Genomic DNA, 24,417 nt, shown 5'->3' with positions numbered 1-24,417 from the left:
CAATCTTCAAAAGTGATCGAAATTCAGGAAAACTTCGCTTAAATACCAGCAAAATCCGTGCATTTTACATTAAATTGCATATATCGCGGCCCGTCGACCATGGTCCGGCGTAATGGTTTCGCGACTCGCCCGTGCTGCGGGGCGAGCGCCAGAGGTGTGCCGCCACGCCCCCTTCGGTACTCGCTCGTTCATCGAGGCATCGGGCCGAGTTGCCTGTGGCAAGCGGGCCGGCTGGTCAACCGGGAGGCCGTCCCACGCGTGATGAAATGGAGTGCGGTGTCAGCGCCGCACCGACAAGACCTGTTACGTATCGGGGTGTAAGCTATCTCACGAACAGGCTCCGACTCGCCCATAGGCCGTGGGGGCGGCGTCCCCAAGGTGGCGTCGTGCCGGCCGAAGGATCGACCGATACATGACTGAACCCTCCCGTGCGCGCCCGAGCCGGCCCGCCGATGCTTCTTCCTCCGTGGCGCTGCCCGACGCCGCGCAGGATGCCTGGCACTCGCTGCCGGCCCCCGCGCGTTGGCTCGGCGGGCTCCGGCGCTTTCCGTGGGGGGCCGCGCGCCCCTGGCTGATCGTGGCGGGCGTCGCCCTGCTCGGCCTCTTCGTCTTCGACGCGCTTCACCACATGCTGCGCCACGTGCATTACGACGACATCGTCGCCGCGATCCATGGCACGCCGGTGACGCGTCTCGTCCTTGCCATGCTGGCAACGCTGGCGAGCTACGCCGCCCTTACCGGCTACGACATCTCGGGGCTTCGCTTCGCCGGGGTGACGGTCAAACGCTCGACGGTCGTACTCACCTCGTTCATTGCCTACGCGCTGGGCAATTCGGTGGGCCTCGGCGTGCTCACCGGTGGCACCGTCCGGATGCGGATGTACGCGGCCGCCGGCGTCGAAGCCCCAAAGGTCGCCCAGGCGGTCGCTTTCAACGCCGCTGCGTTCGGCCTGGGCATGACGGTGTTCGGCTCGCTGGGCATGTTGTGGGGTGCATCGCGCGTTTCCGCGCTGGTGCCGGTGCCCGCATGGCTGCTGCAGGCCTTCGCCGTACTGCTGCTCGCGGGCGCCGCCGCGTTTCTCGTACTGTGCGCGCGCAAGCGCACGGTGGCGCTGTTCGGCCGCTGGGCGATGCCGTTGCCGCCGTTGCGTCTGGCGTTGCGCCAGTTGCTCATCTCGGCGGCGGACCTGGGCATGGCGGCGGCGGCGCTGTGGTGCCTGTTGCCGGCAGGCGTGGTGGACCTGCCGACCTTCGTCGTCTTCTATGCGATCGCCATGGCGCTTGGCGTGCTCAGTCACGTGCCGGGCGGCGTTGGCGTGTTCGAAGCGGTGATCCTGCTCGCGACGAACGGTCACGCACCGTTGAGCCAGGTGGCCGGGGCGCTGGTGCTCTATCGCGGCATCTATTACCTGTTGCCGTTGATGCTTGCCGCCTGTCTGCTGGCGGGGTTCGAGCTCCGGCGAGGACCGGCCGCGCCGATCGGCCGCGCGGCGGTACGGCTCTTCCCGGGCGTGCTGGCGGCGCTCACGCTAGTGGCCGGCGTGATGCTGCTGATCTCGGGGGTGACGCCCGCGACGCGCGACGCCGAAGACTTCCTGCGGCGCCACGTGCCGCTCTTCCTCGTGGAAGTCTCGCACCTGCTGGGCAGCGTGGCGGGACTGGCGATGCTGTTCCTCGCGCGCGGTCTGCTGCACCGGCTCGATGCCGCCTGGTGGGGCTCGCTCGGCTTGACGGTGGTGGCCGCCGTGCTGGCGATCCCCAAAGGCATCGCGCTCTCGGAATGCTTCGTGCTGGCGGTGCTGGCCACGTTGCTGCTCGTTTCGCGCAAGCAGTTCGACCGGCGCTCGTCGCTGTTTACGCAGACGTTCGAGCCGGGCTGGATCATCGCGGTGCTCTCGGTGCTCGGCGCTTGCACCTGGCTGATGTTCATGTCGTACCGGCGCGTGGGATACGCCAATCAGCTCTGGTGGCAATTCACGTTCGACGGCGACGCACCGCGCTCGATGCGTGCGCTGATGGTGGTCGCGGTGATCGGACTCGGCCTGTCGCTGTGGCAACTGCTGCGGCAGTCCGCCGGAGCGATGGTGCCTGCGAGCGAGGACGAGCTGACGCGCGCGCAGGAAGTCATCCGCAAACAGCCCGCCGCCGATGCTTGCCTTGCCCTCATGGGCGACAAGAGCTTCCTGTTCTCGCCGTCGGGCAACGCTTTCATCATGTACGCGAAGCATCGCCGTTCGTGGGTCTCGCTCTCCGACCCGGTTGGCGATCAGAAGGAATGGCCCGAGCTGATCTGGCGCTTCATCGAACTGGCCGACGCCCACGGCGGGCGGGCCGCATTCTACAAGACTCGCCCGCAAGCGTTGCCGCTGTATATCGACGCGGGCCTGCGCGCCTTCAAACTCGGCGAGGAGGCATTCGTGAGCCTGCCGGAGTTCAGTCTGCAGGGGTCGCGTCGTGCAAATCTGCGGCATGGCGTGGCGCGCGGCGAGCGCGAGGGACTGACGCTCGAGATCGTGCCGGCGACCGAGGTCGCGCCGCACCTGACCGAAATGCGGCGCGTGTCCGAGGCGTGGCTCGCACGGCAGCACACGCGCGAGAAGGGCTTCTCTCTCGGCGCGTTCGCCGACGCCTACGTGGCGCGTCAGCCGGTGGCGCTCGTGCGGCGCGAGGAGCGGCTCGTGGCGTTCGCCACACTGATGTGCCCCGACGTGCAACGCATCGAGGCGAGCGTCGATCTGATGCGTCAGGTGCCTGACGCGCCGTCCGGTACGATGGACTTCCTGTTCGCGAAGCTGATGCTGCACTTCAAGGCCCAGGGCTATCAGCGCTTTGGTCTCGGCATGGCGCCGATGTCGGGCATGGAGACGCATCAGCTCGCCCCGCGCTGGCACCGCTTCGGCCGCATGATGTTCGCGCACGGCGCGCGTTTCTATAATTTCCGCGGCCTGCGCAGCTTCAAGGACAAGTTCGATCCCCAGTGGGAAGCGCGTTACCTGATGACGCCGGGCGGACTCGCGCCGATGCTCACGCTTGCCGACGTGGCCGCACTCGTGGGCGGTGGGTGGAAAGGAATGATCACGAAATGACGGGACGTACGATAGCGAGGCATGAGACGGCGCACGCCGAGGCTGCGCGTTTGCACAACGCCGATGCCGGTCGCGGCATGCGACGTTGGCAGCGCCGCGTGAGCGTCGCCGCTGTCAGTTGCACGGCGCTCGCCACGCTCGCGGTGGCGGCGGCCGCGACGATGGCGCCGTTCGCCGCCATGGCGCAGACGGCCGCGTTGGCCGGGCAACGCGCCAGCGCGCTGACGCCAGTCCCCAAGGCGGGGCCGGTCGCGCAGCCGCCGGCGGTGGCGTCAAGCGTTCCGTCGCCCGTCATGGCGCAAGCGGCGGCAGCAGCAGCGGGCGCCGTGGCCTTTCGCGGTGCGGGCAGCGGCGCACCGGAGGTCATGACGCACGGCCGTTTCGAGAACATCCCCATCTTCCGTCCGGAGGGCGAACCCAACGCGACGGTCCTCTTCTTTTCCGACGACACCGGCTGGACGCCGCGCGCCGAACGCATGGCCCGTGCGCTGGCCGACACCGGCGCATTGGTGGCGGGCATCGACACGGCTCGCCTGATGGCGAACTACACGAAGGACGACGTGGCCTGCGTGTACGCGGCGGGCGATCTCGACAACTTCGGCCGCTGGGTCGAGGCCGCCGTCAAGCTGCCGGGCTACACGCCGCCGATTCTCGTGGGCGACGGTGTCGGCGGCACGTTCGCCTACGCGATGCTCGCCCAGGCGGGCAATGAAACGTTCTCAGGCGCGCTGTCGGTGGACTTCTGTCCGGTGCTGCCGATGAGCAAGCCGCTGTGTCAGGGCGAGGGCGTGCATTTTGCCCGCGGCATCACGCACACGGCGGGCGGCGCACCGATGCGTCTGCTGCCCGCACCGGTGATGAGCGCACCGTGGCTCGCGATGGGCGGGCCAGTGGGGGGACCGACCGAGCCGACGGTGCGGGCGCCGCGCTGTCCGGATCATGTCGCGCAGGCCTTCGCCGCCCGCACGCCGAATTCGAACTGGCTCGTCGGTGGACTGGCGGGCAGTCTCGGCGCGATGGACGCCTCGGGCGCGACCCCGGCGCGGGCGTCGCCGGACGCCTCGGCATCATCTACACCACCGCCACCATCGACTCCGGTGCTTGCCGGCTGGCTCACGCAGTACAAGAACGCCTTTCGCCGTCTGAATGCGCATCATGTCGCCGGAACCGCCCGTCCCCCGGCGGCGGTGGCGGATCTGCCCGTCGTCGAGGTACCCGCCACGGGCAAGCCCGCCGCGAAGATGGCGGACACGTTCGCCATTCTCTTTTCGGGCGACGGCGGTTGGGCCGGTCTCGATCGCGACGTGGCAAGCGCGCTCTCGGCGCACGGTATTCCCGTGGTCGGCGTCGATTCGCTGCGGTACTTCTGGTCGGCGCGCACGCCGGCGTCCGGCGCACTCGACATCGACCGCCTCATGCGCTTCTACCAGACGCGCTGGAGCCGCAAGCGCGTGATTCTGATCGGCTACTCGCAGGGCGCCGACGTGCTGCCGTTCATGGTCAATCGTCTGTCGCCCGTGGTGCGCGATCGCGTGGCCCTGCTCGTGCTCATGGGGCTGGGGCAGAAGGCGGATTTCGAGTTCCGCATGACCAACTGGGTGATGTCGAGTCAGAACGGCCTGCCGATCCGTCCCGAGGTCGAGCGCCTGCCCGACGGGCTGGCGATGTGCGTCTACGGGGCCGACGAAGACGACAGCAACTGCCCCGGGCTCGATCCCAGGCGCGTGCAACTCGTCAAGATGCCCGGCGGCCATCATTTCGACGGCAACTACGCCGGGCTTGCCGACGCCATTCTCCAGGCGGCGTCCAGGCGCTGACGCCGGTGGGCGCACCGACGCCGATGCGCCCGGTGTCGGCGTGCCACGAGCTCATGTACGCCGATGCCGGCACCGTCCGGCATTGGCTTTTTCTCGCCTTGCCTTCCGTACGCGCCCTCCGTACACTGCCGCCAGTTTTCCCATCGACCCGCAGCGCCTGAAACGGCACGACACCACGCAGCGCGACATACCTACAGGAGAAGATCGATATGGCAGAGGGTTATTTCCCGCAATGGCGGCAGCAGGACACGCGGGCCGGCCGCGTGATCGCGCCTGACGAGCGCCTGCCCTGGCCGCAGACCGTCGCCATGGGCGTGCAGCACGTGGTCGCCATGTTCGGCTCGACCGTGCTTGCCCCGCTGCTCATGGGCTTCGATCCGAACCTCGCGATCTTCATGTCGGGCATCGGCACGCTGCTGTTCTTCGTGCTCGTGGGCGGGCGAGTGCCCAGCTACCTCGGTTCGAGCTTCGCCTTCATCGGCCTGGTCATTTCGGTGACGGGCTACGCCGGCAGCGGCCCGAACATGAACATTTCGGTGGCGCTGGGCGGCATCGTCGCCTGCGGCGTGGCGTATGCCGTCATCGGGCTGATCGTGATGGTGGTCGGCACGCGCTGGATCGAAGCGCTCATGCCGCCCGTGGTGACGGGCGCCGTGGTTGCCGTGATCGGTCTGAACCTCGCGCCGGTGGCGGTGAAGGGCGTCTCGGCCAGCAGTTTCGATACGTGGATGGCGCTGGCGACGGTGCTGTGCGTGGGTCTCGTGGCCGTGTTCGCGCGCGGCATGGTGCAGCGTCTGCTGATTCTCGTGGGCCTGCTGCTCGCCTACGTGCTGTACGCGCTGCTCACCAACGGCATGGGGCTGGGCAAGCCGATCGACTTCTCGATCGTGGCCAATGCCGCGTGGTTCGGCTTGCCGCACTTCGCCGCACCGGTGTTCAAGGCCGAGGCGATGGTGCTGCTCGCGCCGATCGCCATCATCCTGGTGGCGGAGAATCTCGGTCACATCAAGGCGGTGAGCGCCATGACCGGTCAGAATCTCGATCGCTACATGGGCCGTGCCTTCCTCGGCGACGGGCTCGCGACTATCGTGTCGGGCAGCGTCGGCGGCACGGGCGTGACCACGTATGCCGAGAACATCGGCGTGATGGCCGTCACGAAGATCTACTCGACGCTGGTGTTTGCCGTTGCCGCGGTGATCGCGCTGGTGCTCGGCTTCTCGCCGAAGTTCGGCGCGGTCATCCAGACGATTCCGGGCCCGGTGCTCGGCGGCGTGTCGATCGTCGTGTTTGGGCTGATCACGGTCGCGGGCGCGCGGATCTGGGTGCAGAACAAGGTGGACTTCTCCGACAACCGTAACCTGATCGTGGCGGCCGTCACGCTGGTGCTCGGCGCCGGCGACTTCACGCTGAAGTTCGGCAGCTTCTCGCTCGGCGGCATCGGTTGCGCCACGTTCGGCGCGATCATTCTGTACGCGCTGCTGCGCGGTCGCGAAAAGTCGACGCCTGCTGCGATGTAACGTCCCGGACGCAGCGTCTCGAGAACGGCACGGCGATCACGTCGTGCCGTTTTCGTTTGCGGCGTCGCTCGAAGCGTCGTTCGCGGCGAGATGGTCGAGCAGTTGGCGAGCGTAGGCGGGCAACGCGTCGCGCTCGCGTACGCACAGCACCAGGTTGCGTAGCGCCCACGCGTCGGCGAGCGACACGACGCCCAGGCCGAGCGGCCCGGTCGAGCGCCGGGCGGCGCTCAAGGGCACGATGCCCAGCGCGGCGCCCGCGGCAACCGCCCGGCACAGGCTGTCGAAGTCGCGCAATCGCAAACGGTAGCGCAGCGAGCGACCGGCGCGCCGGGCGTGACCGTCGAGATGCTCGGCCAGCGCGCTGTGCTCGGGCAGGCCGATGAATTCGCTGTCGAGCACGTCGATGAAGGGCACCTCCCGGCGCGCCGCCAGCGCATGGCCCGGCGGCGTGACGAGCACCAGCCGATCCTGCCGGAACGGCACCGTCTCCAGTCCGGTCAGTTCGATCCAGTCGGACACGATGCCGATGTCCGCCGCGCCTTCGAGCACGGCCTGCACGACTGCCGGACTCGTCTGTTCGCGCAGCGCGATTTCCACGTTGGGATGCTTGGCGAGGAAGGCGCCCAGCAGATCCGGCAGGAATTCGGACATCGCCACCGTGTTGGACGCGATACGCACATTGCCCTTGAGGCCCGCCGCGTATTCGCCGAGTTCGCCGCGCATCCGGTCGATCTGCGCGAGCACGCGCCGGGCGTGGGCGAGCAAGGCGCGTCCGGCCGGGGTCGGCATGACGCCCTGGCGGTGCCGCATGAAGAGCGCGACGCCCAGCGTCTCTTCCAGACCGCGAATGCGCGCACTGGCGGAGGCGAGCGTCAGATGGGCGCGCTCGGCGCCGCCGGTGATGCTGCCGGCGTCGGCGACCAGCAGGCAAAGACGCAGATCGGTAAGGTCGAATCGCACGGGAGAGGTCGTGAGGGGCGTGGCGCGCAGGACGCAATGGCGCCAGTGTAGCGGCTCGGCGCTCGCGCCGCGCCGGAAGCACAGCGCACAGCCAAAGGCTCGCCGCGCCGGCAGGCAGGGCGGCGCACGGTTGGCCGGGCCAATGTCGGCCCCGATATATCGGGGCGTGGAGCGATGCCCACTGACTTGGGAAAGGGCGCATGGTAAACTACGCGTCTTCAAGACACGGCCGTACCCGCGACGGCCTTGCCCGCCAAGCCGCTTGAATCGTTATTCGCCGGCGGGTCGTCTTGCCGGCGTCTTCCGGCGCGTTGCCCACATGAGCGCGACGCCCGTCGCACGCCCTACGCGGGCATTCCATCAAGAACAAACAACATCTAACGCGCGGGGACACACATCGTGGAGTCCGCGCATTGGTCTTTATATGTCTTTTGAAACGCTCGGCCTGTCGGCCGACATCCTGCGGGCAGTCACTGAGCTTGGCTACACCCGCCCGACCCCGATTCAACTCCAGGCGATTCCGGCCGTCCTGCAAGGCGGCGATCTTCTCGCCGGCGCCCAGACCGGCACCGGCAAGACGGCAGGCTTCACGCTGCCCATCCTTCAAATGCTGTCCTCGCGTCAGCGTCCGGCGGCCGCCAACGGCAAGCGCCCGGTGCGCGCGCTCGTGCTCACGCCCACGCGTGAGCTGGCCGCGCAGGTCGAGGAAAGCGTCACCCAATACGGCAAGTATCTGCGCCTGAGCTCCATGACGGTGTTCGGCGGTGTGTCGATGGTGCCGCAGGTCAAGCAACTCGCACGCGGCGTGGACATCCTCGTCGCCACGCCGGGACGCCTGCTCGATCACATGCAACAGAAGACCGTCGATCTGTCCAGCGTCGAGATCCTCGTGCTCGACGAGGCGGACCGCATGCTCGACATGGGCTTCATCCGCGACATTCGCCGCGTGCTCGCCGCGCTGCCGGCGCGGCGTCAGAACCTGCTGTTCTCCGCCACGTTCTCGGACGAGATCAAGCAACTGGCCGACGGCCTGCTCAAGTCGCCCGCGCTCATCGAAGTGGCGCGCCGCAACACCACGGCGGAGACCGTCGCGCAGAAGATTCACCCGGTCGATCGCGAGCGCAAGCGCGAACTGCTCGAGCACCTCGTGCGCGAGCACAACTGGTTTCAGGTGCTCGTCTTTACGCGTACCAAGCACGGCGCGAACCGTCTGGCCGAGCAACTGACCAAAGGCGGCATCCCGGCCCTCGCCATTCACGGCAACAAGAGCCAGGGCGCCCGTACGCGCGCGCTGGCCGAGTTCAAGAGCGGCACGTTGCAGGTGCTCGTGGCGACCGATATCGCCGCGCGCGGCATCGACATCGATCAACTGCCGCACGTCGTCAACTTCGACTTGCCGGAAGTGGCTGAAGATTATGTGCACCGTATCGGCCGTACCGGTCGCGCGGGCGCCAACGGCGAGGCGGTGTCGCTCGTGTGTGTCGACGAGCACCAGCTGCTCACGCAGATCGAGCGCCTCATCAAGCGCACGATCGAGCGCGAAGTGATCCCGGGCTTCGAGCCCGATCCGAATGCCGTGCCGCAGCCGATCCGCAAGAATCAAAACGGCGGCGGGCGCGGTGCCGGCGGTGGCCGAGGCGCTCGCAACGACGCGCAGTCGCCGCGCACGCCGCGCGAGTCGCGGGAGCCCCGTGAGGGCGGCCGTGGCGGGCGTCAGGGCGGCGAGCCGGGCAAGGCGCGTCGCGAGGGCGAACGCGGTGGTCGCAACGCAGGCAACGGCAACAATGCCATCAACGTTGCTAACGTTGGAAATGGGAACCGTGCCGGCACCGTCGGACAAGGCGCGCGTCAGCAAGCGCCGAAGCGTCCGGGCGATGCGCAGCGTACGCCCGCGCGGGCGACGCCGGGTAACGGTGCGCCGCAGCAGGGCCGTGGTGCTCACAATGCCTCGCGCGGGCAAGGCGGTGGGAACGGCGGGGGCGGGGGCGAGCGCGGCGACTTCGGTCAGCGCGGCCCGCGTCCCGCACGTCGCGACGGGGCCGGTGGCGCCCTGTTGATGGGCAAATCGAAGCGAGACTAAGACGATGCGCGCGCAACTCGACGTTCCGATGAACGTGGGTTGCGCCATTGGCATCGCGCCCATCGTGGCGCGCGGTGGCGAATTACCGTGGCAGATGACGCGCCAACGCTCATCGATGGGCGGGCTGCGCAAAATAAGTAAAATATTAAGCTTTTGCGCCCGGCGGCCCGGGCCATGCACGCGCCGCCTGCCCGTTTTCCGAGGATTCCATGATCGCCCGTGTCACCCGGCTGTTCCCGTTGTGGGCTCTGCTGCTGTCCGTATTTGCCTTTTTCTCGCCTGGCAGTTTCTCCGGCATCACGCCGCACGTCACCGCATTGCTGACCGTCGTGATGTTCGCGATGGGCGTAACCCTCACTTTCGACGACTTCAAACGCGTCTTCACGCGTCCCGCGCCGATCGTGGCCGGTGTGGTGCTGCACTATCTTGTCATGCCGCTGGCTGCGTGGATCATCGCGCGCGTGCTGCACATGCCGCCCGATCTGACGGCGGGCATGGTGCTCGTGGGCAGCGTGGCGAGCGGCACCGCGTCGAACGTCATGATCTACCTCGCGCGTGGCGATGTGGCCCTGTCGGTGACGATCAGCGCGATGTCCACGCTCGTGGGGGTGTTTGCCACGCCGTTGCTCACACGACTGTACGTCGATGCATCGATCGCGGTGGACGTCGAAGGCATGCTGCTGTCGATTCTCCAGATCGTGGCGTTGCCGATCGGCGCGGGGCTGCTCATCAACCGCTATTGCGGCGGCGTCGTGCGGGCGCTCGAGCGCTATCTGCCGCTCGTCTCGATGATCGCCATCGTGCTGATCATCGGCGCGGTGGTCGGGGCGAACCAGGGCAATATCGCGACCGTCGGCCCGCTGGTGATGTTCGGCGTGGTGCTGCACAACGGCCTGGGGCTGCTCGGCGGCTACTGGGGCGGACGCCTGCTCGGCTTCGACGAATCGATCTGCCGCACGCTCGCCATCGAAGTGGGCATGCAGAATTCGGGGTTGGCTGCCACGTTGGGCAAGCTTTACTTCACGCCGCTCGCCGCGCTGCCTGGGGCGCTGTTCTCGGTCTGGCACAACCTCTCGGGCTCGCTTCTCGCCGGTTACTGGCGCGGTCGTCCGACAGGCACCGCCAACGATGCGCAGGCGGCGGCAACGCGGCCGATGCATTGACGTCTTCCAGCGCCGCGCGCGAGTGTGTGCGGCGCACAACGGGTGGCCGCGCCGTCATCGCGGTCATTTGCCTTTCTGCCTCTCATCGCCTACAACATCGATATACCGTTCGCGGCGGTGAGAGAATCCGCATCACGGTGCCTGTCCGTGTTCCCTTTCCTCCGCTCGCCCACAGGGCGTATTCCGACGTGGCCGACATGGCCAATCCCGGCAGCGACGCTTCGTGCAAGACGCGCGACGCCCTGTCTCGGCCCGGCGTACGAGCGAACGGTCTGGAGTCATCCCACAATGTTGCGAAAGAATCCGCGCGGGGACTACCCCGTGGTGCACGAAAGCTCGTTCATCGATCCGACGGCCATTCTGTGCGGCCAGATCATCGTTGGCGAGAATGTCTTCATCGGCCCCTATGCCGTGTTGCGGGCCGATGAGGTCGACGAGAACGGCAAGATGGAGCCGATCGTGATCGGCGCCAATTCCAATATTCAGGACGGGGTCGTGATCCATTCGAAAGACGGTGCACGCGTTGCCATCGGCGAGAACACGTCCATCGCGCATCGCTCCATCGTGCATGGACCGTGCGCCATCGGTAACAACGTTTTCATCGGATTCAATTCGGTGCTGTTCAACTGCGTCGTCCATGACGGCGTGGTCGTGCGGCACAACAGCGTGATCGACGGACGGGATATTCCCGAGAACTTCTATATTCCGTCGACCACGCATATCAGCCGCGAGACCGATCTCGCGACCATTCCGAAGGTCACGGTCGACGCGCGCGAGTTCTCCGAGTCGGTGAGTCGCACCAACGTGGAGCTCGCGCGCGCGTATCGCCGCATTCAGAACGAGTTCTGAACGCAGGCGATGGATCGGTCGGGCTGGCGGAAATGTGGGGGCGTCGCAGTCAACGTATTGCAGGAGTCCGTCATGTCTTTGAGTGTCAACGGTATTGTCATCGACGCACGCCGCGTCGCCGATGAGATCGATCGGCATCGAGACGTTGCCGATCCAGAAGCGGCAGCCCGGCACGCACTCGTGAGCCGCGAGTTGCTGCGCCAGCGCGTACGCGATCTGCGATTGCTCGCGGAGACCGACGTGGACAGCGCAAGCGATGACGCGATCATCGATGCGCTCTTCACGCGCGACGTGCATGTGCGACGCCCGACCGAGGCCGAATGCCGGGCCTACTTCCATGATCATGCCGGGCAGTTCCGTGTGGGCGACAAGGTGCAGGCGAGTCACATCCTGTTCGCGCTGTCTGCCGGCGTGCCGCTGTCCACCACGCTCGGGCGTGCGCAGGCGGCGCTCGATGCCGTGCTCGCCGAGCCGGCGTCGTTCGAGTCCGTCGCGGCGCGCATGTCGGACTGTCCGTCAGGCCGCGACGGCGGCAGCCTCGGCATGCTTGCTCGCGGCAGCGGTGCGCCGGAGTTCGAACTGGTGCTGTTCTGCGGCGAGCGGCTCGGCGTCGTGCCGCGGCTCATCAACACGCGCTACGGTTTTCACGTCGTACGCATCGAGCGCCGAGTGAAAGGGCGCATGCCGCCCTTCGAGCGCGTGGCCGATCGCATCGCGGCGCAGTTGTATGAGCAAGCGCGGGCGAGGGCGTTGCGTCACTACGTGGCGCTGCTCGCTGGCGCGGCCGACATCAGTGGCGAGAAGGGCAGCGATGCGGGCGGCGAAAAGAGCGATGAAGGGTTCTGGATTCAATAACCGGCGCCATCGCCGAAGCGACAGGTCAAGACAAGTTCGACACGCCGGAACGAGAACGTCCGTGCCACGGTGAGTTGATTTTCCGGCGTCGAACAGACGCGTCGATGGGAGGCCGGATTCCGCTGAGCGGAATCCGGCCTCATTGCGTTTGTGGGCTTGCACAACCCTATCCGGTGCCCACCGGAAACTCCCCATGAAATTCCTTTGAAATCCCGACGAGCGCCTGGCATGCGTCGCGGAAGGCGGCTCGTTTGCCACGCCTCCGGTGGATCACTATCAGTAAACGCTCCATAAGATTCAAGGGATATTTCGCCTTCGCATATGCTTAGGATGTCGTGATATTCGCGTGTCGCCGTCACGGTACTTTGAGCATGTCTTTCGAACATGCGGGGGTGAATGATGATGAGTACTCCGAGCTGCGCCGTCGTTGGCGGCGGCATATCCGGCATCGCGGCGGCACACTACCTGCGCGCGGCGGGCGTCCATGTCGAATTGCTCGAACAGCGGGGTGCGCCGGGCGGCCGGATGACGACCGCGATGCTCGATGGCCACTGCGTCGATCTCGGTGGCAAGAATATCGGTCGACGCTATCGGCGCTTTCGCGCGCTGGCGCAAGAACTGGGATCGTTTGCGTTCGAGCCGTTCGGGATCAACACATCGCGCATTCGCAACGGACGCATCGTTACGCTCGACAGCACGCATCGTCTGCAAAGCACGCTCGCCTACATCAAGGGTTGCCCGCCCGCCGACGCGATACGTCTGGCCGCCTTGTGCGCCCGCGTGTGGCTCGATGACCGCAACCGCTTTCTCGATGGGCCGTCGTTCGCCGCGTTGGCGCGTCGCGCCGACGATTCGCCGATTTCGTCGTACTTCAGCGCCGCATTCTGCCGTTCCGTCGTGCGGGCGATGTCGGTGCGCATGAACGGTGCGGAGCCCGACGAGATCCACCTCGGCAATTTCGGCACACACCTTGGCATGTGGCTCGATACCTACGACCAGCTCAAGGATGGCATGGGCGCCTTCGTTCGCACCGCGGTCGCGCCGCTGCAGGTTCGCTGCAATGTGCGGGTGGAGCAGCTCATGGTACGCAACGGGCATGTCTCGGGTGTGCTGGCGCGGCATGACGATGGCCGCCTTCGGCACCTGGCGTACGATCGCGTGGTGCTCGCGACGCCCGCGTGCGTGAGCGCCGATCTGCTGCGCGAGCACGACGCCCTGCTCGCCGCGGCGCTCGATGAAATTCGTTACTTCCCCGTGCTCGTGGCGGTCGCCGCCTACGGTCGGCCGATATTCTCGCCCACCGTGCGTGGCCTGTCGTTCGGCCCGGATTGTGCGTTGAGCAATGCCGGCGCCTACGGCATCGACAGGCTCGATACGGTGCGCTACACGTTCAGTGGCCGCAAGGCGCGCGCCGTGATCGACGCAGCTCGAAGCGAGAGCGGCCTATCGGCGCAGAACGCCGAGGGCCTGCTGAACATGGCCGAAGCGACCTTGAATCGCTACATCCCGGTCGGTCGCGAGGATCGCCGCGAGTTCGTCACGCATCTCTTCGATCCCGGACTGTGCGCCTACGCGCCGCATCACTACCGGTTGCGCGCATTGCTTCGCGATCCCCGCCATGCCATCGACGGCCTCGCGCTGGCTGGCGATTACCTGCGCGGCGCCTCGATCGAGGCCTGCATGTTCTCGGCGCAGGAGGCGGCGGCTTGCATTGCGCAGTCGTCTCCCGAACGTCATCCGCGGTACACCGCCGACCCCGGCTACGGCTTCCGCGCGTCGGGAAACGTCCGGCATTGAACTGCCGGCGCGATCTTCGCTTCCACACGTTTGATTGGAGCTGCCATGGACCCCCAAGCGACTCACCCCGACGCCGTCGCCGGCAATGCCGGAAGCGGCTACAGCAACGCGGCGGACGCCATCGAGATAACGACCCGGCTCGATAGTGCGCTGGTTCACAAGTGCGATCCGGCCAACGTGTTCGTCGCGTCGATCGACAGGGCCGACGCGACGCCGGACGGCCACGACTGCTTCACGGCGATGCTCGCGATCGACCCGCACCACGGGTTCTTCTTCGAGCATCCGCTCGACCACGTTCCCGGGCTCATGCTGATCGAGGCGACGCGTCAGGTCGGCACGGCGATTTCGCATCGTTTCTACGACGTGTCTCACGAACTGGCATTCGTCCTCGATTCGCTCGAGGTCACCTTCGTGCATTTCGCCGAACTGCACGCGCCGCTCGCCGTGCGGCTCGTGATCGTCGAGAAAGCCTACCGCCATGAGCGTCTGTCGTCGCTGGCGTGCAGGAGCGAGTGGCTGCAGTCGGGCCGCACGCTCGGCACGATGAATGCGCACTGGAGCTTCTCGTCGCCGGCCTTGCTTGCCCGTCTGCGCCATGCGAGCAAGGCGCGCGATGTGCATTGAGCCGTAGTGCCCCCACACCCCCGTGCTCCCGCATTTTCGCGCTGCAAGGAGGCATCATGAAATCGCTTGCCCGCTTCCTGGGCCTACGCTACTCACAGGATCTCGCCCCGCTCGCCCTTGTGGCGGGGACGGCGGCGTTGCAGTGGACGGCCTACTTCTGCATCCGGGACCTGCGCACGGCGATCGCGTGTGCCGTATTGCTGCTGCTGCCGCAGATCGCCGTGTCGACCGCGGTGCACAATCAGTCGCATGTCGGCATGTTCTCGAACGTGTGGGGCAACCGGACCATCGAACTGGTGATGTTCCTGCAAACCGGCATGTACGCCGCGAAGTTCCGTCTGCACCACAGTCGGGGGCATCACCTGCATTACATGGAACCGGAGCGCGATCCGTCGCGGTGGATCGACGCAGGCGGACGAAAGATGTCGAGACTCGTCTACGTCGCGCACTATTTCCTGACGTATGACTATCACGTGCTGCGCATCGGCCGCACCTGCCGGCATCTGCGGCGGCGTTGTCTCTGGCAGGTGGCCGCCAGCGTCGTCGTCGTGGCGGCACTGTTCTATCACGACCCGCGCAACGCACTTCTGTTTTTCGTCGCGCCGATCGTTCTCGTCTGGCTCAACTTCATTCAACTGACGTACGACGATCATATCGATCTCCATGGCACCGATCCGTTCAAGGCATCGCACACCAAGACGCATCGTTGGCTCAACCGGGTGTTCTTCAACAACGGCTATCACCTGGCCCATCACGTACGGCCCGGCATGCATTGGAGCCGTCTGCCGGAATTCCATCGGCAGATCGCGCATCGGATCGAGGTGCCGCCTTCGTCGAGCCCGCTGAATCGATGGTTCCGATAATGGGAGGTCCATCGTGACGCTTGAACCCACACAAGCCAGGATCGTCCGCACCGCGCCACGGGACGCCACCGGGCGCGCCATCGTGATCGGCGCCGGCATGGCGGGCCTTTTCGCGGCGCATGTTCTGGCTGGGCATTTCGATGAAGTGCTGCTCGTGGAGCGCGACCGCCTTGGCGATGCCCCCGGGCCGAGGGCCGGGGTTCCTCAAGGGCACTATGTTCACCAACTGCTGATGCGTGGCCGCAAGACGCTCGAGGCGTTGTTTCCCGATCTTGGCCAGACGTTGCTCGACGCCGGCGCGGTGCCGTTGGACTGGTATCGCTCGGTGCGCTGGCTAGGGCCCGCGGGATGGCTGGCGCGCGCCGAAGAGGGCTTCGTCACGTGGTCGACGAGCCGCGATCTACTCGAATTCGAAGTGCGTCGACGGGTGCTCGCGCACGCGCGAGTCAGCGTATTGACCGGGCGCGACGTCACGGGCCTGCACTTCGATCCCGTGCTCGGGCGCGTTTGCGGCGTGAACGTTCGGCGCCGTTGCGGCGAATCGTCGGCGAATACCGATGAAGCTGACGGTGGCTGCGGTGCGGACAGCGTCGAAACCCTGGGCGCCGCGTTTGTCGTCGACGCCAGCGGTCGCAGCTCTCGCGCCCCAACGTGGTTGCTGGCGGCGGGGTTCGAAGCCGTGCAGGAGACGGTCGTGGACGCCCGAGTCGGCTATTCGAGCCGCCTTTATCGCATGCCGAAGCGCTCGGTCTGGCGCGACTGGGACGCGCTCGTCATTCACGGTCGTCCGCCGGAGTGCCTGCGCAGCGGCACGATCTTCCCGATCGAGGGCAATCGCTGGATCGTCACCTTGACAGGGGCGGGGGGTGATTATCCTCCCGGCGACGACGCCGGCTTCCTGGCGTTCGCGCACAGCCTGCGCGGGCTCGCGCTCCACGACGCGATTGCGCATGCCGAACCCGTATCGCCGATTCGGCGATTCCGTCGCACCGAAAATCGCCTGCGCCACTTCGACGAGATGGCGGCATGGCCCGCCGGCTTCGCGGTGCTCGGCGACGCCGCGTGCAGTTTCAACCCGGTGTACGGGCAGGGCATGACGGTCGCCGCATTGAGTGCCGTGGCACTGGATGCGCATCTCGCGCATCTGCGCGAGCGTCGCAGCGCGGGGGAGGTGCCCGGCAGTCTGGCGTTGCAGCGCGCGCTCGCCCGCGTCGCCGAGCGTGCCTGGATCTTTGCGACGGGCGTCGATCTGCGCCAGACCGCAAACCAGGGGATGACGCACTGGAAAGCGCGGTTCATGCAGCGTTACGTGGAAGTGTTGCTCGCCATGGCCGTCCACGACGAGGCCGTCTATCGGAGATTTCTGCGCGTGATGCACATGATCGAGCCGCCCGCCGCGTTGTTCGCGCCTTCCGTGGCAGCGCGGGTCGCCTGGCGGCTTGTCTCCGGTGAAGAGGCGCGAAGGGCGGCTCACCGGGGCGCTCCGGGCGCGCGCGATGGCGTCGCCCGGTCTACCCGGCCCAGGTAGCGTCAGCCGGCGACGAGTTCGAGCGTGAACGTGTCGAGCGTGAACGAACCGTCCGGCTGGATCCTGAAATGCCGACGCACGTCGTCGGCCATCGCCGTCTGCAGTGCACGGATGGCGGCCTGCATCGGCTCGGGCGTGCGCATGCGCGCGGTCCACGTCCTGAAGTCGAGGTCCAGCGTGCGCGGCGTGAGCGAGGTCGCCGTGAAGCCCGCGCCGGCTGCCATCGTCAGCCATTCGCCGAGTGAGTAGTCGCGCACGTGCGAGGTGTCGCGCAGGACTTCGACCGCTTGCAGATACGTGTCGAAGAGCGGTTGCCCGGTCGAGGCGACGTCGCAGATCGCCACGCGCCCGCCCGGCTTGAGCACGCGGCGCATTTCGCGCAACGCGGCGCCCACGTCCGCCCAGTGATGCGCGCTGTAGCGGCTGAAGACGAGATCGAAGCTGGCGTCTTCGAATGGCAGCGATTCGGCCGCGCCCAGTTGCGTGACGACGTTCGCGAGCCCGCGCTTGGCCGCTTCGGCGGCCACCACACCGAGCATGTCAGACGACAGGTCGTAGGCCACCACGCGCGCGACGTGCGGAGCAGCGAAGAAGCTCACGTGGCCCGCGCCGCAGCCGAGGTCGAGCACCTGGGCGCCGGGGTGAGCCCGGGCGATGGCGGCGAGTTGCTCCAGATCGGCACCCTGCGCATGATTGGCGCTCGTCAGATAGGCCGACGCCTGCGGGCCGAACTGGCCGGTGACGACGGTATTGTGGGCTTGATGGGCGTCGACGGCGGACGACGCTGGACGTTGGGAATCGCTCACGGAAAGTCTCCTTCGTTTGTGGGGGCGCGGCGCGCAGCAGGTGCGGATGTCGTGCACCAATCGGGGCTTGCACGATGTCGACGAGTGTCACGATAATGGCTCGTCGATACCGGTACAAGTTACGCATTTATCCTGGTATGAAAACTACCCCTATCCTGCAAACCGACGTTGCACGTCTGGACGACGCACCCGCCGACGACGCGCGCGGCGCCGCGAGCCAGCGTCGCGCGCTCGGCGACTTCCTGCGCGCGCATCGCGAGCGGCTCACACCGGCCGCCGTCGGGCTACCGCCGATCGGGCGTCGCCGCACCCCTGGCCTGCGCCGTGAAGAGGTGGCGCAGTTGTGCGGCCTGTCGGCTACCTGGTACACGTGGATCGAGCAGGCGCGCGAGGTGTCGATCTCAGCGGGTGCGCTGGCGGCAGTGGCGAGTGCCCTGCGCCTCTCGCGCGCCGAGCGGGCGTATCTGTTCGAACTCGCCGGCCGGCGCGACCCGGAGCGTGGCGCCGAGCCGTTGCCGCATCACGCGGCGGCGCAGGTGCAGGCGGCTGTCGCGGCCGTGGCCGCGCCTGCGTATGCGCTCGACCGGTGCTGGGACGTGCTCGCGTGGAACGACGCCGCGGCAGACATCTTTCGCGGCTGGCTCGACACCCCTGGCGCGAAGAACCTGATGCGCTACATCTTTCTCGACGTCGGCGCGCGAGCGCTGATCCGGGATTGGGACAGCCGCGCGCGACGCGTGGTGGCGGAATTTCGGGCGGAGTGCAGCGCGTATCTCGACGACACGCCGGTGCGCGCGCTCACCGATGCCCTGCAACGCGAGAGCCGCGTCTTCGCGGCGCTGTGGTCGCAACAGGATGTCGTGGAGCGCGAAGGCGGGCGGCGGGGCTTCCATCACCCGGTGCGGGGCGACATCGATTTCGCGCAGGTCACGTTTCGCCTGTCCGGCCATGACGACGTCAAGCTCGTGATGCTGCTGCCGTAACCGGTGCGCCGTCGTCGGAAGATTCAGGCTACCGGACGCAGCCAGTTCACGAGCAGCGTGCCGCTGGCCATGCCGAGCAGCGTCATGATCAGCGAGCCGCCGACGTGCGTGACGACGATCAGCGATGCCCAGCCGATCTGTCCTTCGCGCAGCAGTTCGGTGACTTCGGCGGAGAACGTGGAGAAGGTGGTGAGGCCACCGAGAAAGCCGGTGATGATGAACAGGCGCCACTCGACGGGCAGCGACGGCACGTGGCTGAAGACGGCCACGGCGATGCCGATGAGATAGCCGCCGCCGAGGTTCGCGGCGAGGGTGCCGAGCGGAAGCGTGGGCAGTAGCGCGTTGAATTGCACGTTGAGCACCCAGCGCAGCAGCGCGCCGAGTGCGGCGCCGATACTGATGGCGACGACCGAAGCAACCATGGGCGACTCTCCTCCCGGATCGTGCGAATTGTGACGATGGATGCGGGCGGATGAAAAAACGGCCGGCCTTTTCAAGCCGGCCGTTCGGCCACATCTCGCCTCTCAAGCGAATACTGCCACGGAACTCAGTCCTTCGGGAAGGACGTGGCGCCGCCGTGCGCGCCCGACCACTCGGCCGGTGCGTGCAGGAATTTCTCGACTTCGTCGAGCGTCTTCGTGTCGAAGTGGTTCTGTTGCTTGGCAACGCGCAGCACGTCCCACCACGTGGCCAGCGAGTGCAGTTGCACGTCGATGTCCTTGAGCACCTGACGGCTCTCCGGGAAGATGTCGTAGTGGAAGATCACGAACACGTGATTGACCTTCGCACCGGCTTCGCGCAGCGCCTTGCAGAAGTTGATCTTGCTGCGGCCGTCGGTCGTCAGATCCTCGACGAGCAGCACGCGCGAGCCTTCCGGCAAATCCCCCTCGATCTGCGCATTGCGGCCGAAACCCTTCGGCTTCTTGCGCACGTACTGCATCGGCAGCATCAGCTTGTCGGCGATCCAGGCGGCGAACGGAATGCCCGCGGTCTCGCCGCCGGCCACCGTGTCGAACTGCTCGCAGCCGACGTCCTGAATGATGACGGCCTCGGCGAAGTCCATCAGCGTGCGACGCACGCGCGGGTACGAGATCAGCTTGCGGCAGTCGGTGTAGACCGGGCTGGCCCAGCCCGAGGTGAAGATGTACGGCTTCTCGGCGTTGAAATGCACCGCGCCCACTTCGAGCAGGATCTTGGCGGTGATGTCGGAAATCGCCTGGCGGTCGATGCCAATCATGATGCGGTTCCTTTGCTTGGCTGCCCGCCGCGCGGCGTACAACCAGGAGTCATGGGTCGGTCAGCGCACCGCCGCGGCATGGGGGCGCCACGGCAGAACGGCTGAGCAAGTCGGCCGGTCGGTGCGTGCTGCGGCGACAGCCCGGCGCTTGAACGCGAATTATGCCACAAGTTTGAGCAGATGCACGGGCAATTATGCACTTAGCGTATATTTTTCGAGCGCGGAATACGCAAAGAGTGCCCGCACAGCGCATATGAAAATCTGCCGACGACAGATGAGTCCAAAAAAAGAGATAGTTGCCGAGCCTTTATGACAGGCATACACTCTCGCCGAATTTCAGCCCCGTCGGACGTGCTCATGCCTAACGATTCCTCGCCCTCGCTTGCCGCTTCACCGCTCGCCGGTGTGCCGCAAGACAACGCCTACGCGAACCGCGCCCTGTGGGCCTCCGCCATCGGCTATGCCATGGACGGCTTCGATCTGCTGATCCTCGGCTTCATCCTGCCGGCCATCGCAGCCGACCTCGCGCTCACCAGCGCGCAATCCGGCGCGCTCGTGACCTGGACGCTCGTCGGTGCGGTCGTGGGCGGCATCGTCTTCGGCATGCTCTCGGATCGCTACGGTCGTGTGCGCGTGCTGTCGTGGACGATCCTGGTCTTCGCCGTGTTCACCGGCATGTGCGCGCTCGCGCAGGGCTACTGGGATCTGCTCGCGTACCGCACGATTGCCGGCATAGGCCTGGGCGGCGAATTCGGCATCGGTATGGCGCTGGCCGCCGAGGCGTGCGCACCGGCCCGTCGGGCGCGGGCGTCGTCGTTCGTGGGGCTGGGGTGGCAGGCGGGCGTGCTCGCCGCCGCGCTGCTCACGCCGGTGCTGTTGCCGGTCATCGGCTGGCGCGGCATGTTTGCCGTCGGCCTGCTGCCCGCCGTGGTGTCGTTCGTCATGCGTCGCACGCTCGGCGAGCCGGAGATGTTCCTCGCGCAGCAGAAGCAGCCGCGCGAGCATGCGCCGCTCAAGCTGCTGGTCAAGGACTGCGCGACCACGCGCGCGAGCCTCGGCGTGGCGATCCTGTGCTCGGTGCAGAATTTCGGTTACTACGGCCTGATGATCTGGATGCCGTCCTACCTGTCGAAGACGTTCGGCTACTCGCTCACCAAGTCGGCCATGTGGACGGCGGTGACGGTGCTCGGCATGGCGTTCGGCATCTGGCTGTTCGGGCGCCTGGCCGATCGCGTCGGCCGTCGTCCGACCTTCATCGGCTACCAGATCGGCGCGGTCGTGATGGTGTTCGTGTACGCACAACTGCAGTCGCAGTTCGCGCTGCTCGTCGGCGGTGCGGTGATGGGGCTGTTCGTGAACGGCATGATCGGTGGCTACGGCGCGCTCATCTCCGAGCTGTATCCGACGGCGGCCCGGGCCACCGCGCAAAACGTGCTGTTCAATATCGGCCGCGCCGTGGGCGGCTTCGGCCCGCTCACCGTGGGCGCCCTCGCGGCAGCGTACTCGTTCAAGCTGGCGCTCGTCTTTCTCGCGGGCATCTACGTGCTTGACATCATCGCCACGCTGTTCCTGATCCCCGAGCGTCGCGGCGAGGCGCTGCAATAAGGCCGCCGGCCAGCCCGGACGCACGCGCGCCATACTGCGCGCGCGGCATCGGGCTTTCGGCGCAGGGTGTACACTTTGCGTCCTGCGGTGCGTCCGGCGCACCGCAAGTCCCACGGCCCGACGCGCGAGAGCGCGACATTCCGGGCCGGGGAAGCGTCGGTCATCACGCCGCCGCGCCGCGAAGAACTCCGTCGACGACACAATCGCCGAATCCCTCCGGAAGGCTTCTTCCCCGCCGTGATCCCGTCAAAAGACGGCCGAGTCGACACGCTGCCCGCATGCGGCACAGACCGGCCGTCGCCCTGTTCTTAGGTATCGAGATATGGATGAACAACTGAAACAAAGCGCCCTGGCGTACCACGAGAATCCGCGTCCGGGCAAAATCTCGGTGACGCCGACCAAGCCGCTGTCGAACCAGATCGATCTGTCGCTGGCCTATTCGCCGGGCGTCGCGTACGCCTGCGAGGCCATCGCCGAAGACCCGCTCGCCGCGAACCGCTACACGTCGCGCAGCAACCTCGTGGGTGTGATCACGAACGGCACCGCCGTGCTGGGCCTGGGTAACATCGGCCCGCTCGCCGCCAAGCCGGTGATGGAAGGCAAGGGCTGCCTGTTCAAGAAGTTCGCCGGCATCGACGTGTTCGACATCGAACTCGCCGAACACGATCCGGACAAGCTCGTCGAAGCGATCGCCATGCTCGAGCCGACGCTCGGCGGCATCAACCTCGAAGACATCAAGGCGCCCGAGTGCTTCTACATCGAGAAGAAGCTGCGCGAGCGCATGAAGATCCCGGTCTTCCACGACGATCAGCACGGTACCGCCATCATTGCGTCGGCCGCCATCCTCAACGGCCTGAAGGTCGTCGGCAAGGACATCGCCAAGGTCAAGCTGGTGTGCTCGGGCGCGGGCGCCGCCGCCATCGCCTGTCTGGACCTGCTCGTGAATCTCGGCCTGAAGAAAGAGAACATCCTCGTTCTCGATTCGAAGGGCGTGATCCACAGCGGCCGCGACAAGCTCGACGAAAGCAAGGCGCGCTATGCCGTGGCCACCGAAGCTCGCACGCTGGCCGACGCTTCGAACGGCGCCGACGTCTTCCTCGGCTGCTCGACCGCCGGTGTGCTGAGCGCCGACATGGTCAAGACCATGGGCCCGCGTCCGTTGATTCTGGCGCTCGCCAACCCGGAACCGGAAATTCGTCCGGAAGTCGCCAAGGCGGCGCGTCCGGACTGCATCATCGCGACGGGCCGTTCGGACTATCCGAACCAGGTCAACAACGTGCTGTGCTTCCCGTTCATCTTCCGTGGCGCGCTCGACGTCGGTGCGACCACCATCACCGAGGAGATGAAGCTCGCCACCGTGCGCGCCATCGCCGAACTCGCGCAGGAAGAGGAGCAGAGCGAAGAAGTCGCGCGCGCCTACGAGGGCCAGTCGCTCGAATTCGGTCCGGAATACATCATTCCCAAGCCGTTCGATCCGCGCCTGATCATGAAGATCGCGCCGGCCGTGGCGCAAGCCGCGATGGATTCGGGAGTGGCCACGCGTCCGATTCAGGACATGGACGCCTATCGCGAGCAACTCGGCACGACCGTGTATCGCACGGGCTTCATCATGCGCCCGGTGTTCGCCGCCGCGCGCGCACGCTTCGGTAACGACGCCGCACGCATCGTGTTCGCCGAGGGCGAAGACGAGCGCGTGCTGCGCGCCGCGCAATTCGTGCTCGCCGAGCGTATCGCCAAGCCGATCATCATCGGCCGTCCGGCCGTGGTCGAGATGCGCCTGCAGAAGATCGGCTCGAAGCTCAAGCCGGGCGTCGACTTCGAAATCGTCAATCCGGAAGACGACTCGCGCTATCAGCGTTGCTGGCAGGAATATCACAACCTCGGCGCCCGCCATGGTGTCACGCCGGAGGTCGCCAAGGCGGCCATGCGCAAGGACAACACGCTCATCGGCGCGATCCTCGTGCGTCTGGGCGAAGCCGACGGCATGATCTGCGGCATGATCGATACGTACCATCGTCATCTCGACGTGGTCGATCAAGTGCTTGGCCGCGCCGCCGGCGTCGAGAACTACGCCGCCATGAACCTGTTGATGCTCGAGAAGCGCAACCTGTTCATCAGCGACACGTACGTGAACGAGACGCCGACCTCGGAGCAGCTCGCCGAGATGACGGTGCTGGCCGCGAAGGAAATCGAGCGCTTCGGCATTGCACCGAAGGTGGCGCTGCTCTCGAACTCGAACTTCGGCAGCGTGAAGTCGGCATCGGCGCAGCGCATGGCGCGTGCGGCCGAGCTGCTGGCCGCGCGTGCGCCGGAACTGGAAGTCGACGGCGAAATGCACGGCGATGCCGCGCTGTCCGAAGCGGTGCGTCGCGCGGCCTATCCGGCCTCGCGTCTGTCGGGCGAGGCGAACCTGCTCGTCATGCCGAACGTGGAAGCCGCCAACATTACGTACAACCTGCTCAAGATGACGGGCGGCGAAGGCGTGACGGTCGGCCCGTTCCTGCTCGGCTGCGCCAAGCCGGTTCACATCCTGACGCCGGCCGCGACCGTGCGACGTATCATCAACATGACCGCGGTGGCCGCCGCCAACGTCAGCCGTTGATGTTCGGGTCGTGGCGCCGCCGATCGACGGATCGGCGTGCATCGCG

18 protein-coding genes are annotated in these 24,417 nt (G+C 66.6%); 14 read left to right on the top strand and 4 right to left on the bottom strand.

The features are described from left to right. Nucleotides 1-412: 412 nt before the first annotated feature. The 3 genes from mprF (at nt 413) to RO07_RS24155 (ending at nt 6,419) form a co-directional block, all read left to right on the top strand. Nucleotides 413-3,085, top strand: coding sequence for a bifunctional lysylphosphatidylglycerol flippase/synthetase MprF (gene mprF / locus RO07_RS24165; RefSeq protein WP_052266853.1), 2,673 nt, complete (start codon nt 413-415; stop codon nt 3,083-3,085). Further along, entirely contained in the window at nt 3,082-4,902 is a 1,821-nt protein-coding gene (locus tag RO07_RS24160; protein ID WP_052266852.1) for a virulence factor family protein, read from the top strand. The genes mprF and RO07_RS24160 overlap by 4 nt, the downstream gene beginning before the upstream one ends. 209 nt (nt 4,903-5,111) lie before the next feature. Continuing rightward, the gene (locus tag RO07_RS24155) at nt 5,112-6,419 is read left to right on the top strand and encodes a solute carrier family 23 protein (protein WP_039406490.1); all 1,308 of its coding nucleotides are present in this window, start codon (nt 5,112-5,114) and stop codon (nt 6,417-6,419) included. 36 nt (nt 6,420-6,455) lie between these two features. Here the strand turns inward: RO07_RS24155 and RO07_RS24150 are convergent, their stop codons facing one another. After that, on the bottom strand, nt 6,456-7,379 hold the full coding sequence (locus RO07_RS24150) for a LysR family transcriptional regulator (RefSeq protein ID WP_039406487.1): 924 nt from the start codon (nt 7,377-7,379) through the stop codon (nt 6,456-6,458). Between the two features lie 424 nt (nt 7,380-7,803). Here RO07_RS24150 and RO07_RS24145 point away from each other — a divergent pair, with 424 nt between their 5' ends. From RO07_RS24145 to RO07_RS24110, 8 genes are all read left to right on the top strand, one after another. Next, on the top strand, nt 7,804-9,459 hold the full coding sequence (locus tag RO07_RS24145) for a DEAD/DEAH box helicase (protein ID WP_039406483.1): 1,656 nt from the start codon (nt 7,804-7,806) through the stop codon (nt 9,457-9,459). Nucleotides 9,460-9,668: 209 nt separating this feature from the next. Then, a complete protein-coding gene (gene panS / locus RO07_RS24140) occupies nt 9,669-10,622 on the top strand; it encodes a ketopantoate/pantoate/pantothenate transporter PanS (RefSeq protein ID WP_039406480.1) in 954 nt (317 codons plus the stop codon). 288 nt (nt 10,623-10,910) lie between these two features. Then, nucleotides 10,911-11,471: a gamma carbonic anhydrase family protein gene (locus tag RO07_RS24135; protein WP_039406478.1), complete on the top strand. Its 561-nt coding sequence runs from the start codon at nt 10,911-10,913 to the stop codon at nt 11,469-11,471. 72 nt (nt 11,472-11,543) lie between these two features. Continuing rightward, entirely contained in the window at nt 11,544-12,326 is a 783-nt protein-coding gene (locus tag RO07_RS24130) for a peptidylprolyl isomerase (RefSeq protein WP_072637142.1), read from the top strand. A 396-nt stretch (nt 12,327-12,722) separates the two neighbouring features. Further along, a complete protein-coding gene (locus RO07_RS24125) occupies nt 12,723-14,123 on the top strand; it encodes a protoporphyrinogen/coproporphyrinogen oxidase (RefSeq protein WP_237171337.1) in 1,401 nt (466 codons plus the stop codon). A 45-nt stretch (nt 14,124-14,168) separates the two neighbouring features. Continuing rightward, nucleotides 14,169-14,747 carry an AfsA-related hotdog domain-containing protein gene (locus RO07_RS24120; protein WP_084072788.1) on the top strand — a complete coding sequence of 193 codons (579 nt, stop codon included), beginning with the start codon at nt 14,169-14,171 and terminating at the stop codon, nt 14,745-14,747. Between the two features lie 56 nt (nt 14,748-14,803). Continuing rightward, a complete protein-coding gene (locus RO07_RS24115) occupies nt 14,804-15,610 on the top strand; it encodes a fatty acid desaturase family protein (RefSeq protein WP_039406474.1) in 807 nt (268 codons plus the stop codon). 13 nt (nt 15,611-15,623) lie between these two features. After that, complete coding sequence (locus RO07_RS24110; protein WP_039406473.1) at nt 15,624-17,138, top strand: NAD(P)/FAD-dependent oxidoreductase; 1,515 nt, start codon at nt 15,624-15,626, stop codon at nt 17,136-17,138. A gap of 2 nt (nt 17,139-17,140) precedes the next feature. On the opposite strand, the gene RO07_RS24105 is transcribed toward RO07_RS24110, so the two are convergent. Then, on the bottom strand, nt 17,141-17,944 hold the full coding sequence (locus RO07_RS24105) for a class I SAM-dependent methyltransferase (protein WP_039406471.1): 804 nt from the start codon (nt 17,942-17,944) through the stop codon (nt 17,141-17,143). 137 nt (nt 17,945-18,081) lie between these two features. Between RO07_RS24105 and RO07_RS24100 the strand changes: the two genes are divergently transcribed. Continuing rightward, the gene (locus RO07_RS24100; RefSeq protein WP_039406468.1) at nt 18,082-18,927 is read left to right on the top strand and encodes a helix-turn-helix transcriptional regulator; all 846 of its coding nucleotides are present in this window, start codon (nt 18,082-18,084) and stop codon (nt 18,925-18,927) included. 23 nt (nt 18,928-18,950) lie between these two features. Here the strand turns inward: RO07_RS24100 and crcB are convergent, their stop codons facing one another. Beyond that, nucleotides 18,951-19,349: a fluoride efflux transporter CrcB gene (gene crcB / locus RO07_RS24095; protein WP_039406465.1), complete on the bottom strand. Its 399-nt coding sequence runs from the start codon at nt 19,347-19,349 to the stop codon at nt 18,951-18,953. 125 nt (nt 19,350-19,474) lie between these two features. Then, on the bottom strand, nt 19,475-20,164 hold the full coding sequence (locus tag RO07_RS24090; protein ID WP_039406462.1) for an orotate phosphoribosyltransferase: 690 nt from the start codon (nt 20,162-20,164) through the stop codon (nt 19,475-19,477). 357 nt (nt 20,165-20,521) lie between these two features. Between RO07_RS24090 and RO07_RS24085 the strand changes: the two genes are divergently transcribed. Together RO07_RS24085 and RO07_RS24080 are read left to right on the top strand one after the other, a co-directional pair. Next, a complete protein-coding gene (locus RO07_RS24085; RefSeq protein ID WP_084072787.1) occupies nt 20,522-21,769 on the top strand; it encodes an MFS transporter in 1,248 nt (415 codons plus the stop codon). Nucleotides 21,770-22,091: 322 nt separating this feature from the next. Further along, entirely contained in the window at nt 22,092-24,371 is a 2,280-nt protein-coding gene (locus tag RO07_RS24080) for an NADP-dependent malic enzyme (protein WP_039406459.1), read from the top strand. The last annotated feature ends 46 nt before the right edge of the window (nt 24,372-24,417 follow it).

The organism is Pandoraea pulmonicola (assembly GCF_000815105.2).
Taxonomy (GTDB): Bacteria; Pseudomonadota; Gammaproteobacteria; order Burkholderiales; family Burkholderiaceae; genus Pandoraea; species Pandoraea pulmonicola.
This window is presented reverse-complemented; position numbering and strand designations above follow the sequence as displayed.